General features: G+C 53.3%; 11 protein-coding genes. 2 read left to right on the top strand and 9 right to left on the bottom strand.

Going from position 1 to position 14,242, the window contains the following annotated elements; genetic code table 11:
* Positions 1–174: 174 nt before the first annotated feature.
* The 5 genes from PSAB_RS18010 to PSAB_RS18030 form a co-directional block, all read right to left on the bottom strand.
* On the bottom strand, positions 175–384 hold the full coding sequence (locus PSAB_RS18010; protein ID WP_025335985.1) for a hypothetical protein: 210 nt from the start codon (positions 382–384) through the stop codon (positions 175–177).
* A 13-nt stretch (positions 385–397) separates the two neighbouring features.
* The gene (locus tag PSAB_RS18015) at positions 398–919 is read right to left on the bottom strand and encodes a PRC-barrel domain-containing protein (RefSeq protein WP_025335986.1); all 522 of its coding nucleotides are present in this window, start codon (positions 917–919) and stop codon (positions 398–400) included.
* A 104-nt stretch (positions 920–1,023) separates the two neighbouring features.
* Complete coding sequence (locus PSAB_RS18020) at positions 1,024–2,169, bottom strand: cysteine desulfurase family protein (RefSeq protein WP_025335987.1); 1,146 nt, start codon at positions 2,167–2,169, stop codon at positions 1,024–1,026.
* A gap of 172 nt (positions 2,170–2,341) precedes the next feature.
* Entirely contained in the window at positions 2,342–4,030 is a 1,689-nt protein-coding gene (locus tag PSAB_RS18025) for a glycoside hydrolase family 13 protein (RefSeq protein WP_025335988.1), read from the bottom strand.
* Positions 4,031–4,048: 18 nt separating this feature from the next.
* Positions 4,049–5,428: a glycoside-pentoside-hexuronide (GPH):cation symporter gene (locus tag PSAB_RS18030; RefSeq protein ID WP_038596042.1), complete on the bottom strand. Its 1,380-nt coding sequence runs from the start codon at positions 5,426–5,428 to the stop codon at positions 4,049–4,051.
* 361 nt (positions 5,429–5,789) lie between these two features.
* Here PSAB_RS18030 and PSAB_RS18035 point away from each other — a divergent pair, with 361 nt between their 5' ends.
* The gene (locus PSAB_RS18035) at positions 5,790–6,797 is read left to right on the top strand and encodes a LacI family DNA-binding transcriptional regulator (RefSeq protein WP_084266557.1); all 1,008 of its coding nucleotides are present in this window, start codon (positions 5,790–5,792) and stop codon (positions 6,795–6,797) included.
* Positions 6,798–6,886: 89 nt separating this feature from the next.
* Here PSAB_RS18035 and cymR read toward each other — a convergent pair whose 3' ends face one another.
* Positions 6,887–7,306, bottom strand: coding sequence for a cysteine metabolism transcriptional regulator CymR (gene cymR / locus PSAB_RS18040; protein WP_025335991.1), 420 nt, complete (start codon positions 7,304–7,306; stop codon positions 6,887–6,889).
* A 282-nt stretch (positions 7,307–7,588) separates the two neighbouring features.
* Between cymR and mnmA the strand changes: the two genes are divergently transcribed.
* Positions 7,589–8,707: a tRNA 2-thiouridine(34) synthase MnmA gene (gene mnmA / locus PSAB_RS18045; RefSeq protein WP_025335992.1), complete on the top strand. Its 1,119-nt coding sequence runs from the start codon at positions 7,589–7,591 to the stop codon at positions 8,705–8,707.
* A 133-nt stretch (positions 8,708–8,840) separates the two neighbouring features.
* On the opposite strand, the gene PSAB_RS18050 is transcribed toward mnmA, so the two are convergent.
* The 3 genes from PSAB_RS18050 to PSAB_RS18060 all read right to left on the bottom strand — a co-directional run bounded on the left by PSAB_RS18050 (position 8,841) and on the right by PSAB_RS18060 (position 14,162).
* The gene (locus PSAB_RS18050) at positions 8,841–10,145 is read right to left on the bottom strand and encodes a replication-associated recombination protein A (RefSeq protein ID WP_025335993.1); all 1,305 of its coding nucleotides are present in this window, start codon (positions 10,143–10,145) and stop codon (positions 8,841–8,843) included.
* 344 nt (positions 10,146–10,489) lie between these two features.
* Positions 10,490–12,679: a HelD family protein gene (locus tag PSAB_RS18055; RefSeq protein ID WP_025335994.1), complete on the bottom strand. Its 2,190-nt coding sequence runs from the start codon at positions 12,677–12,679 to the stop codon at positions 10,490–10,492.
* A 184-nt stretch (positions 12,680–12,863) separates the two neighbouring features.
* Positions 12,864–14,162 (bottom strand): NCS2 family permease, encoded by a 1,299-nt coding sequence (locus tag PSAB_RS18060; RefSeq protein ID WP_025335995.1) that lies wholly within the window; start codon positions 14,160–14,162, stop codon positions 12,864–12,866.
* Positions 14,163–14,242: the final 80 nt, after the last annotated feature.

A 14,242-nucleotide genomic window follows, 5' to 3' on the forward strand; every position in this document is an offset into this window, starting at 1 on the left:
GTCCGCCGAAAAATAACCGCATGTTTCGAAAACCTGTATGATGACGCGATTATCCCGAATATTTTTCTTAAAATAAAAACGCCCAACCTCCCCGCCACATTTGCCGCAGTCAAGGAGATTGGACGCCGTTGCCCTCTTTATGTACCGACTCCTGAGACAAGCGTTCAGCTTGCCTCAAGAAGTGGCGTGAATATGCGGAAACTCCTGAACCAGGTCTTCTCCGCAGAACAGATCATCGAGCGAACTGAGCGTGCCGTCTTCTTCAACCTGATAGACCGACATTTTCTCGCCGTTTACCGTCAGTTCAATGAAACATCCCCAGCAATAAAATTGATGGGAACCAATCTTTCCGATATCCTTGGACCCGCAGTTTGGACACTTCATACACACATTCCACCTATCCGTTAACGATATTAATATTTTTTTCCAATCGTTCTTCACTGAGTGCGGGAACCAGAACCGCGTTCTCCCCAATCGTCATTTCCGGCAGACAAGGCAGCCATTTACGGCCTTCCATCAAATCGGTCACCAGACCATCGCTGATTTCCAATGCTACTATTGTGTTTCCCATTTTTTGGTCAAAATAAACATCAGACACTGTTCCGAGGATCGTTCCGGTCTCCGTCACGACCTGCATGTCTTTCAGTTTGCTCTTGCCGTCCAGAAAGGTATGGGGTATGCTGTCTGCGTCCATTTTCCGAATGGACTCCTCGCTCTGTATCATCACGGCATCCTCGCCATAGGCGACAATGTCTTCCCATGCCACAACTTTCACATGACCGCCGAAAAAAGATTTGCTTTCAAGTTCAATACCCGTAATGTTCCAGTTTGAATCCAAAATGCAATCGACAATTTTGCCGATCTCTTTACCTTCCTCGACTCCAATCACATTAAGACCGACAAATTCCTGGAGTTTCATGCCGCAATCTCCTTACATTTATGGAGTCCAAAGAGAATTCTGGCTAGCCTTAAAGCTGCCGAAGCTCCTGAAATGAAGAGAAAACCTTTCCGGCGATAAAGACTCTAGTCTTTAATACGCAGCCGGTTCACAATGGTTTCAATTTTCCGGGAAACAAGTTCCATTTCTTCAGTAGTATTACCCAATCCGGTGCTGAACCGAATCGCCGAGTTCAAATACTCATCCCGCAGCTTCATCGCCTTGAGTACATGTGAGATTTCGAGCGAGCCCGAGGTGCAGGCTGATCCGCTCGAGGCGGCGATGCCCTCCATATCGAGATTCATCAGCAAAACGTCCGTTCGAACGCCGGGAAAGCTGATGTTGGTGATATGCGGCAGTCCATACTCAGGATTTCCATTAATATGGTAGGCATCCCGTCCGATTCCTTGATCAAGGCCACGAAGGAGCCGGTCCCGCAGCAGCAGAGACTCCTCATGTCTGCCCGTCTGGCCCTTCACGGCAAGTTCCACCGCCTTGGCGAATCCGGCCGCGCCGGCCAGATTCTCCGTCCCGGCCCGCCGGCCCTTCTCCTGCAAGCCTCCGTGCATCCGGGGATGAAGCGGTGCGCCGCGCCGGACATAGAGTCCACCGATTCCCTGCGGTCCGTTGATTTTGTGAGCAGAAAAGCTCATGTAATCCACAGGCAGGGCGGACAGCGTAATCGGAACCGAGCCTAACGCCTGAACGGCGTCCACATGGAACAAAATTCCCCGCTCCCGGGCCAGCCTGCCTATTTCTTCAATGGGCTGTACCGTTCCCACTTCATTGTTGGCCAGCATGACGCTGATCAGGAACGTATCTTCACGAAGCGCGGCTTCAAGGTATTCAAGCACAACCCGGCCCGTTCCGTCGACAGGAAGATAGGTCAGGGAATAGCCCTCCTTCTCCAGTTCCCGGCAGGCATGCAGCACCGCGTGATGCTCGATCGCCGTCGTAATAATATGTCCGCCCTTACGGGAATGAGCCGCGCCGAACAGCGCCAGATTGTCACTCTCCGTGCCTCCGCCGGTAAAGACCCATTCATCGGAGAAACAGCCCAAAGAGGCGGCGATGACATCGCGCGCCCCGTTAACCGTCTTTTTGGCGGAGCGCCCAAACGTATGCACGCTGGAGGCATTGCCAAATTGCTCTGTCATTACCTTCATCATGACCTCCGCCACCTCCGGGTGAACCGGCGTTGAAGCAGCGTGGTCCAAATAGATCGGCTTCATATATTAAACTCACTGTCCTTATCTGTAAGTCTGTCCAGAAAATTGTATATCATCCCGCACACCCATAGGTTACCATTAATTAACAAAATAAATACAACCTTGTGACCGTGCTATGAGAGCATACCGCAAAAAGTCAAGACCGGCAAGAGCTTCGCCCAAATCGGACGGGAGACTACCGCTTCAGCGACAGGACCAGCGCTTCATATGGCTGCAGCTCTAAAGAGGCGATATTTCTTGCGCTTTCGGCATAATTCCCTGTCACCCATGTCGCCGAAGTGTAGGAAACAAGCGATTCTGGCAGCTGAAACAAGGGAGTACCCTCGCTGAAGTTGCAGACGACCAGCCATTTTTCATCGTTCCATGATCGGGTATAGGCATAAATCTCCTCATGCTCGTCTAGAATCAGGTCATATTTGCCATAAACCACAATCTCATTTTCTTTGCGCACCTGTATCAGCTTCCGGTAGAAGTAATAAATCGAATCGGGGTCGGCCAAAACATTCTCGGCGTTGATATTCGTATAATTCGGATTCACCTCGATCCATGGGATACCGGTTGTAAACCCGCCATGCGGCGTCCCATCCCACTGCATTGGGGTACGCGCATTATCCCGGCTTCTCCGGTGAATGGCGCTTAACATTACGTCAGCCGCAATCAACCCGTTATCACAAAAATCACGGTAAGCATTAACCGTCTCAATGTCCCGATAGGCGTCAATTTGTTCAAACCGGACGTTGGTCATGCCAAGCTCCTCCCCCTGGTAAATATAGGGACTTCCCTTCAGCATGTGCAGGCAGACGGCGAGCATTTTGGCGGATATGATCCGGTACTCCTCGCTGTCATTGCCGAAATTGGACACCGCCCTCGGCTGGTCATGATTGCTCCAGTAAAGACTGTTCCACCCGCTCTCTTCCAGCCCGTACTGCCATTTGCTGAAAATCGTTTTAAGCTCGGGCAGCTTCCACTCCCCAACAGACCAGCGTCCGTACTCTCCATATCCCAAATTGACGTGCTCGAAATGGAACACCATGTTCAGCTCATTCCGGCTATCTCCCGTATAAAGCTTGGCTTCTTCAACGTCGACGCCAGGCATCTCACCTACGGTTACCAAATCATACCGGGACAAGACATTCGAATTCATCTCCTGCAAATATTCATGGATACGAGGACCATTCGCAAAGAACGGCATGCCGTTTCCGTAGGTAAGCCCGCTCACAACCTCGCCGTCCGGAAGACCCGGAACCTTGGAGATAAAATTGATTACGTCCATGCGGAACCCGTCAACGCCCTTATCCAGCCACCAGGACATCATCTCGTAGATTTCATTCCGGAGTGTTGGATTCTCCCAATTCAGATCCGGCTGCTTCTTGCTGAACAGGTGCAAATAATATTCGCCGCTCTCCTGATCCCACTCCCATACCGAACCTCCAAAGAATGAGCCCCAATTATTCGGCTCCTTGCCGTCTTGGGAAGGCCTCCAGATGTAATAATCCCGATATGAGCTGTCCTTGGAAGAACGTGATTCCATGAACCAGGCATGTTCGTCCGAAGAGTGGTTAACCACAAGATCCATCATAATTTTAATGTTTCGTTCATGAGCCGCATCCAGCATCTCATCGAAATCGGCCATCGTCCCAAATTCACTCATAATATCCCGGTAATCGGAAATATCATATCCATTATCATCATTGGGAGATTGATAGACCGGCGACAGCCAGATCACATCAATTCCAAGCTGCTGCAGATAATCCAGCCGTGACGTGATTCCTTTCAGGTCGCCAATCCCGTCTCCATTGCTGTCTTGAAAGCTCCGGGGGTAAATTTGATAAAATACCGCTTCTTTCCACCATTTTTTCTCCATTTCATATGCCTCCATTCATTAATTTAAAGATTTTACAGTCTGCAGTTCTTCTACAATATCCGGAAAAATCTTATCCAGTTTATAAAAAGCCAGGAATACGATTTGCAGAAGGGCCAAAATGATCGGGAAATAAATAAACATGAAATGAATCGACGCCAGAGCGGATACGCTGATGGAAGCCTGACCGCCGACATATCCTCCAATAGCCAGGCTCCAGCCGATAAACGCCGCCCCGAGTCCGCCTCCCGCCTTCGTTCCAAAGCTGCCCGCGCTGTATACCAGTCCTTCGGTCCGCATCCCGGTCTTCCATTCTCCATATTCTATCGTATCGGCCAGCATCGCGAAAAAGGTGCCGAGGATAGCTGCATGGCCAAGCGCCTTGATCATCAGTCCCGAGCAGACAACCGCAAGGTTCGCCGGACTTACGGCAATGACAATCGAGCCCACGATTAATAAAAGGCTTCCAATAATAGAGGAATTGCGTTTGCCGATCCGTTTGACAACGGGCGATAGAATCGCATAGCCAAGCAGAGAAGGAGCAAGCAGGGATAATCCCAATACCCCGACCAGATCAGCGTCATGCAGCACATAGCGGGCGTAGTATACGTTCATGCCTGTACCGATGGAGTTATTGATAAAGTAGACGATGGCAAATCCAAGAATCAGCTTCCAGTATTTGTTGCGAAGCAGCGCACCGAAGGCACGTTTAAATGGTATTGGCTTTTGTACAACCGACGGGGTAACCGTTTCCTTGGTGCTGAAGAATGTTATAAGGAAGAAAAAGGTGCCGAGCAATCCGAACAGGACAAAGGAGAACACCCAGCCTTGTTGGCCACCCCCAAACGCTTTCACAAGCGGCAGTGTAAAATAATTGATAAGCAAAGCGCCCATCGTAGCCAGGATCATGCGGAAAATATTCAGCAGTGAACGCTGGTATGCATCCTGAGTCATCATCGAATTCAGGACTCCGTACGGGACATTGATGCTTGAATAAATGAAATTCATCAGGATATAGGTAAAGTAAACGTATACAATTGTGATGGTCGCATTGGCATCCGGAACGGTGAACAAGAGAATTCCCGAAAGGGCAAACGGGCCGGACATCCAGAGCAGCCAGGGGCGGGCCTTGCCATGCTTGCTTTTCGTTTTGTCGATCAGAGCGCCAATTCCAAGATCAATAAAGGCGTCGAGGATACGCGTAATCAGCATCAAAGTGCCAATAATAGCCGCATTAATCCCGATAATGTCCGTGTAGAAATAGGATAGAAAAGTCATTGCCGCGGCAAATAAAAGCTGACTGGCAAAATCGCCAAACCCGTAACCGATCTTTTCTTTCAAAGTGATATTCGGCGGTGTTTCCAGTAGAGCATCTTCTCTTTTTACAAGCGCATTGCCCATCGTTTCTTCTCCTCTTTTCACCGATATTTTAGTTGAGGCCTCTCTTTATGTAGAAAACGTTTTCTCAATTAAGTTAAAAAAATCACTCTGATTAAGCCTATTCAATAGAAATCAAGGCAATAAAGGGTTATATCAGAGCATAAAAACTAAATAGATGAGAAAACGTTTTCTGGAAACGATTATACTCCCCTGCATATGATTGGTCAAGCGCTTTCTTATTCGATTACATCCAAAATAAAACATTAGGAATGCGGGATAAATTGCGTATTTAACCAAAACTGATATAATGAATTTACTTTCAGAAAACCTTTTCTGAAGGTCCATGTCTCCTTAACCTATGCAGGAAAGCCGGTTATTACTTATGAAAATTACTATAAAAGACGTTGCCAGAATGGCCAATGTCTCCATCTCTACCGTATCCCGGGTGATTAACAACAGCCCTACGGTTGGCAGCGACATTCGCCGGCGTGTGCTGGATGTGCTGGAGGTCACTCAATTTCGCCCAAACGCCATCGCCAGAACGCTGGTCAAGAATACTACTTCGTTAATAGGCGTACTGCTGCCGGAAATTAAAAATAATGTATTGGACGATATGGTTGAAGGGATTAATCAGGTCGCCCGGTTATATGGCTTTGACGTTATGATTGCGTTATCTGGAGGAAATGAGGAAAGCGAGCTTCACTACTACAATCTGTTCCGCGAAATGCAGGCCAGCGGAATCATAGTATCCGCGAGCGGTATCCGGGATTCTCTGTTCGATCTCACCCAGGCTTCGAATATCCCTTGCCTTCTGGTAGGCCGGGATTATCGCGAGAAGTCCATTCCTTCGGTCCATGTGGACAACGTGTCGGCCGCTTTTGAGGCGGTAACGTATCTGATCCAGCAAGGCCATCGCGACATTGCTATGCTGCGAGGCTCAACAGGCGATATCTCAGCAGGCAACCACCGGTTCCAAGGCTATGAACAGGCACTACACGCAGCTCATCTGCCCATTCGCCCCGAACGGGTACTCGAGAGCGCGCTATCGGTAGAAGAAGGAGCTGCCGCCATGCGTAAGCTTTATGATTCGGGGCCTTTGCCGACTGCCGTATTCTGCGCTACGGACCGGATCGCCATCGGCGCCATGAACTTTCTGGCGGAGACCGGGGTGAAGGTCCCGGAACAAGTCTCCTTCTTTGGCTTTGATGACATTGATATGACGGTCATTATCAGGCCCAAATTGTCAACGGTCCGGTATTCGGCATCCGAGCTTGGGATGGTTGCCGCGCGCAATCTCATCAAGCTCATTAAAGGAGAGGAACTGTCCGCTTACCATTGGTCCGTCTCGCATCAGCTGCAGATTCGCGACAGCATCGCCAGATTGAATTAAATAACAAGAAAAAAGAGCCTGTCCAAACAGGCTCTAAAGGGAAATTCCTCAGCATCGAGGAGTATATGTTTATTTTTAGAAATTCACACTCAGATATAAAACATGTAGTTGTCGATATGGGTCTCTTCCTTGAAGGAGATCAGATCCGCCAGCGTTGTGGAGTCCAGCACATCGGCAATGCTGTCGCGGATGCGCAGCCACAGGTCGCGCTTGGCCGGGTCGTCCTCTTCCGTAAAGTCCACGGGAGAAATCGGGCCTTCCAGCACGCGGATAATATCCCCGGCCGTAATATTTGCTGCTTCACGGGACAAAATATAGCCGCCATAAGCGCCGCGAATACTCTTGACGAGGCCCGCGTTGCGCAGGGGGGCAATCAGCTGCTCCAGATAATGCTCGGATAATCCGTTTTTCTCGGCAATGCTTTTTAAAGATGTTGGACCTTCGCCAAACCTGACGGCGAGCTCCATCATGATCGTTAATCCGTATCGGCCTTTTGTCGATATTTTCAAAGGGGCACCTCTTTCAATATTATAGCTGGGTATAGTATAATTAGTAGTTGGTCAAAACCGTAAGAATAAATCAGCGTATTCCGATGATTGCTCTTGATTTTATGTTAACATATCCGCAGATGGTTTTGAAACACAAAACGTAATTTTTTTTACAAAAGTGTTCTTCCAGGGCGGACAATGATGGCGTCAAATCAGCGGGAGCGTTCACGGTAAGCCCAGCCGCTGGTGTACGGCAAGACTGCATAAAGCTTATTCAATCTAAACAAAAAGATGGTGATCAGGGTGACAAAAGCAAAAGAAAATACCCGCGTCGTTGTCGGCATGTCGGGGGGAGTGGACTCCTCCGTTACGGCGCTGCTGCTGAAGCAGCAGGGCTATGACGTCATCGGCATCTTCATGAAGAACTGGGATGACACCGACGAGTTTGGCGTTTGCACAGCCGAAACCGATGCGGAGGATGTACGCCGCGTATGCGAGCAGATTGACATCCCTTACTATACCGTAAACTTCGAGAAAGAATACTTTGATAAAGTGTTCAAATATTTTCTCGACGAATATAAGGCCGGACGTACGCCTAACCCGGACGTTATGTGCAACCGGGAGATTAAGTTCGGCGAATTCCTGAACAAGGCGCTGCAGCTCGGAGCCGATTATGTGGCAACAGGTCATTATGCGCGGGTTGTGGAAGAGCACGGCGAATTCAAGTTGCTCCGCGGCGTTGACGCCAACAAGGATCAGACCTATTTCCTGAACGCCTTGAACCAGCAGCAGCTGTCGAAGGCCATGTTCCCCATCGGCCATCTGCCGAAACCGGAGGTCCGCCGGATCGCCGAAGAAGCCGGATTGTATACGGCCAAGAAAAAGGACAGCACCGGCGTCTGCTTCATCGGAGAGCGCAATTTCCGCGAGTTCCTGAGCCAGTACCTGCCAGCTAAATCCGGCGACATGGTGGACATCGCCACAGGCGAAGTCAAGGGCCGCCACGACGGGCTGATGTACTACACGCTCGGCCAGCGCCAGGGCCTCGGCATCGGCGGCTCCGGCACGGGCGAGCCGTGGTTCGTTGCGGATAAAGACCTCAGCCGCAACATTCTGTATGTCGTTCAGGGGGACAAGCACCCCAGCCTGTACTCCACGGGCCTTGTCGCTTCCGGCGTGAACTGGATCGACGGGCACGGCCCCGGCACTGAACCGCTGCGCTGCACGGCCAAGTTCCGGTATCGCCAGCCGGATCAAGGCGTCACACTGACGAAGCGCGAAGACGACACACTGCATGTCGCCTTCGATACGCCGCAGAAGGCGATTACGCCCGGACAGGCCGTCGTCTTCTATGACGGCGATCTCTGCCTCGGCGGCGGAACGATCGAATACGCCGAGAAGGTTGTGCCGCAGCCGCAATAACCCATCGGCCTAAAGCCTGGGGAGCCTTGCGGCTGTAGCGAATTTTCAAAGCAAAAGAGCCTTTGCCGGAACGCACCCAAGCGGTGCTCCGGCAAAGGCTTTTTTTCTGCGCCGTATACGGCTGCGGCCTGGCCTACTGTTCCCTTCGCAGCGCCTGGTTATGCCGAATCTTCACTTCGCTCCCCTGCTCGGTCGCCTGGTAAAAGACCCGGCGAGAAATCGCCTTTGGCAAATACTCCTGCTTCACGTAGTGGCCCGGGAAATCATGCGGATATTTGTATCCGCCATGCCCCAGCTGCGCTGAGCCCTTATAATGCGTGTCCCGCAGATGCAGCGGCACTTCGGCCGATTTCAACTCGTCGATCGCCGACATCGCTCTGGAAATCGCCATGTACACCGCGTTCGATTTCGGACTCTCGACCGCGAACAGAATCGCCTGAGCGATGTTCAGCTTCGCTTCCGGCCAGCCGTTGTTGCGGTACGCCTCCAGCGCGCTGACCGCCTGCACCATCGCCTGCGGGTTCGCAAGCCCGATATCCTCGCTTGCGGCCGCGATCAGGCGGCGGATGAACACGATCGGGTCCATGCCGAGTTTCTCCACGGCGTAGAGGAACCAGAACAGAGCGGCGTCGCTGGAGCCGCGGATGCTCTTGTGAAAGGCGGACACCACGTCGTACTGCGTCGACTCGTCCGCTTTGACGGTTGGCCGGCGGATGGAATCCTCCGCCACCTCAAGCGTCACATGCACGGTTCCACCGCTATCCGGCGGCGTTGTCAGCGCGGCCAGCTCCAGCGCGTTCAGCGCCCTGCGTATATCGCCGTTCGCCATCGTCGCGATGTGATCCAGCGCGGCCTCGTCGGCCTTCAGATCCATAAAGCCGAGCCCTTTGTCCCGGTCCTCCAGCGCCCGGTGCATCGCGGTCAGGCTGTGCTGCTTGTTCAGCGGCTCCAGCTGAAACAGTGTGGACCGGCTCATGAGGGCCCCGTTCACATAATGGAACGGATTCTCCGTCGTCGCTCCGATGAAAATAATCGTCCCCTTCTCAACTGCGGGAAGCAGCGCATCCTGACGGGAGCTGTTAAAGCGGTGCACCTCGTCCAGAAACAGGATCGTCTTCGTGCCGTACAGCGCTTTGGCGTTCTGCGCCCGCTCGATGACTTCCCGTACATCCTTGACCGTCGCCTCCACGGCGTTCAGCCGAACAAACTCTCCCTTCGTTTGATGGGAGATAATGTGGGCGAGCGTCGTTTTGCCGCAACCCGGAGGCCCGTACAGCAGAATGGACGAGACCTGATCGGCTTCAATCGCCCGGCGCAGCAGCTTGCCCTTGCCCACAATATGCTCCTGGCCTATATATTCATCGAGAGTCTCCGGGCGCATGCGGTCCGCCAGCAGACGGCCGTCGCCGGCCATATTCCCGAAAGAGAATAAATCCATATCTACACTCCTTGCTGTAAGCTGTATGATTCTATCATACCATTTCACGGGAGATCGAGCACAGCCGGTGGTAATTCCAGATTCACGGAAGGCCCATTTCTTTCGCAACGCAGGCCCGCTACACAGATAAACCACCGCCCGCTTATTAGTGAACGACGGTCTTTCGGTTACTCGAATATACCAATTTGCTTGTTATACGAGTTTTAAGTTCGTTGCTTCGCGACAGAGAGTTTTACGGTTGTCAGGCTGTCCTTCCCCTCCCCCAAAAAAAGCCCGTCCGGAGTTTTCCGGTACGGGCCTCATCCTTTTTTTTCGCTCAAGCCAGCTTGTTCTCTGTTTCGCTCCTATTCCGCCTTCGCCGCAGAGTGAACCGCCGGCCATCCCTTTGCCGTCTCTCCGCCTTTCGCCGCCTCGCGCAGATAGTCCGGCAATCTGCCGTTATGCAGCAGCCACAGCTCATGCAGGGCCCGGGTGCAGCCGACATACAGCAGCTTTGCGTCCCATGCCGTTTCGCCGTAAGCATCGAGGTCGGCATCGGCTACGATGGCGGCATCGAACTCCAGCCCCTTGGACAAGTAGAGCGGAAGCACCGAAAGCCCTCCCTGGTATTCCGTAATTCCGCCGTCGATCAGATGGATATCGTCAAAATGCGCCGACAGCCCTTCGTAGAGCCGCTCCGCATCCACCAGCGTCCGGGTCAGGACAGCCACGGTTCGGTAGTCTCTTCCGGACAGATCCGCAAGCGCGGACCGGATATCGGCTTCCCGGCTCTCTCCATACTCAATCAGCCGGACGGGACTGCCGCTGCGGAACACCGGAACGGCCAGCAGGTCGCTATGTACGCCTGCGGACAAAATCCCGTTGGCAAAATCAATGATTTCCATCGTGGACCGGTAACTGCGCGTCAACGCATGGTAGGACGTGTGCTCCGGCGCGAACAGCGACTGCATTTCGCTCCAGTCATGTACCCCTTTATAGGCATGGATGCCCTGCGACAAGTCGCCCAGTATCGTAAAAGAGTGTCCGCGTACATACAGATCAAGCACCGCAATCTGGAACGGCGAGAAATCCTGCGCTTCATCGATGACGATATGGTCGAATTTCTGCGCGCCTTCTTCCCCGTTCAGCAGGTAATGAATATAGAGCAGCGGCGGCAAATCCTCTTCAAGCACGGCGCCCTTTTTAAGCTGGCTTCGCGTCTCTTTCAGCACAGCCGCCGGGATTGCTTCAGGCGCTTCGGCCGGCCAATCCGCAGGCGTCTTTACAGCCCGGAAAATCTGCTTGTAAATCGTCAGCGGATCGTATTTGGGCCATTTCGCGCCATAAGCCTTCTCGCGCTGCACCCCTTTCTTCTTGCGGTCTTTCAGCGCCGCGGCAGAAGGGCTTTTCTTCAGCTCCATTTCGATCCAGCGGTGAATCCGGGCCATAACCCGTTCCTTCCGCTTGGCGGGCGGATAAGGGGCATATTCTTCATTATGCCACCGGAGAATCGTTCGGCGGGGCAGAACCGCACCCTCCCACGGAATAAAATCCCCTTCGGGGACAGAGCTGGATTCCAGCCTCCGCACCGCCTCTTCGATGATTCCCATCAGAACCGTCGATCCCTTGAAGCGTCCGGGTGTTTGTTCCGTAATTTCCGGCATCCCGCCCGGCGCCTCGAACCAGCGGCTCAGCGTCTCCATGGCGTCACCCTGCGTAAGCTCCAGTCCAAGCATTTCCGCCGCCCAATCGGCAAACGTGCTCTGCTGAATGTTGCCGACGCCAAGCTCAGGCAGAACATCCGAAATGTAGTCCAGAAACATCCGGTTCGGGGCAAAAATAATCATCCGCTCCGCCGCCACCTGCTCCTTGTACTGATACAGCAAAAAAGCGAGCCGATGCAGCGCCACTGTCGTCTTTCCGCTGCCGGCGACGCCCTGAATAATGAGCGCCGTGTTTTTGGCCGCCCGGATAATCCGGTCCTGCTCCTCCTGGATGGTCGATACGATATCCCGCAGCCGGTTATCCTTGTTCTCTCCCAGACGGTAGACGAGAAATTCATCCGACACCGCCGGGCCGTCGCTCTCGCGGTCGAAGGTGTCAGCGACCCGTTCCAAAATCCGTTTGCGGATCACCACGTTGCGCTTGAGATACACCAGCCCTTCGACAATCCCCTCCGGCGACTCGTAGGAAGCTGGCTCCTTGCCTCCGGTAAACGAATAGAACAGGCTCGCCACCGGCGCGCGCCAATCGATGACCAGCGGGCGGTCGCTAACCTGTTCATGGTCCACGCCGATTTTGCCGATATAGAGCGCCTTGCGTTCCCCGCCGCCATTTTCCTCAAAGTCCAGCCTGCCGAAGTAAGGCTCTTGCTTGAGCTTGGCCAGATTGCCGCGTCTCTGCTCCCTTGATGCCTCCAAAATCTGTTCCGTGTAATCATTCCCTGTGTACACCGGTGTACTCTTTAGCGTTGCCAGCTGCCGGTCAATTTCCGCAAGAGCTGTGTTCAGCCTTTCCTGCTCCTCTTGATAGGCACTTTGAAAGTTGTCCTCCAATTTCAGTTACCTCCTAAAAGTAATAGGGGGAAAGCCTCCCCCGTCCATGTAAGGCGGAACCGGTTAAAAGGAGCGTACGCTCCTTACCCATGCTCGCACAAAAAGGATATTCATTGTAGCACAGGTAAAAAGGAATTACCATATACCGGAATGCGAAATTTGCATTAAACATCATCAGATGCATTTACAGGAAGGCATGGAGGATGAAATTCGCCGTGAACAGACCGGCAATGACGTACAGCGCAGGAGGAACCTCGCTGCTTCTGCCCAGCGCTAGCTTCAGGGCCGGATAGGTGATGAAGCCGAAGGCCATGCCGTCGACAATGCTGTAGGTGAACGGAATCATAACCATGATCAAAAAGGCGGGAAAGCCCTCGCTGGGATCGCTGAAATCGATCCGGCTCACGCTCTGCACCATCAGTCCGCCGATCACGATCAGAATCGGCGCAATCGCGCTGTCCGGGATATAGGCCAGCGCCGGAACGAACAGGAATGTGGCGCCGAACAGCAGCCCGGCGACAAGTGAGGTCAGGCCGGAGCGTCCGCCGGCGGCAATGCCGGCGGACGACTCGGCGGCGGCCACGACCGGGCTGCTCCCCAGCAGCCCAGCGGCGATATTGGCCAGCGAGAGCGCCCGCAGGCTGCTCTTGAAGCGTTCGGGATGCCCGGCCATCAAGGTCTGCGCAGAGATGAGGCCGATGTTCTCAAATACGACGATCAGCAGCAGCAGAAAGACGGCGATCCAGAACACAAGGCTGAGCGCACGTGTCCAGTCCATGCCGAGAAACACGTTCCCGTAGCCGGCGAAGAGCGGCCCTGTCTCCGTCTTGTCCGGTCCGTGTTCTGCGCCGAGAAGGTAAGCCAGGCCGGTCCCGGCAAGCATGCTGATGAGAAGCCCGCCCCTCGTGCCCCGCAGGAACAGCACAAGCGCCAGCAGCAGCGTGGCGCAGGAGGTGATGACAGCGGGATCGCTGAAATGTCCGATGGCGACAAAGGTCGTCCGGTGGAATATGACGATCTCGCTTTTTTGCAGGCCGATGAAGGTCAGGAACAGCCCGATGCCGACGCTAATCGCATGCTGCAGATTGGATGGAATCGCGTCACTGAGAACCCGGTAGAGCGATGTGTATGCTACCACGGCGAACAACAGACCGGTAACGACGACAACTGCCAGCGCCTCTCTCCAGTCCAGCTTCATGGAATGAACCAGCGTATAGGTGTAAAAAGCGTTGATGCCCATGCCGGGCACCACGATAACGGGCGTCTTTCCGCCGAAGGCCATCAGCAGGCAGCCGGTAACGGCCGTCAGCAGCGTGGCTGCCATCGCCGCCCGGAGCGGCATGCCCGCGTCGTGCAGAATGGCGGCGTTGACCATGACGATATAGACCGAGGCAAAATAGGAGACAATGCCGGCGGCCCACTCCCGCTTCAGATGATGCTCCGGTTCCATCCCAAGGCTGCGGCGCCAAAAGTTGTTGTTCATGCAGGTTTACCTCCGGTATTGCTATTATTCCAAAAATCACGTGAAACCTGTATATGATCATTAAAAGAGCGAGCCGCCCG

Source organism: Paenibacillus sabinae T27 (assembly GCF_000612505.1).
In the GTDB taxonomy this organism is placed as follows: domain Bacteria; phylum Bacillota; class Bacilli; order Paenibacillales; family Paenibacillaceae; genus Paenibacillus_AQ; species Paenibacillus_AQ sabinae.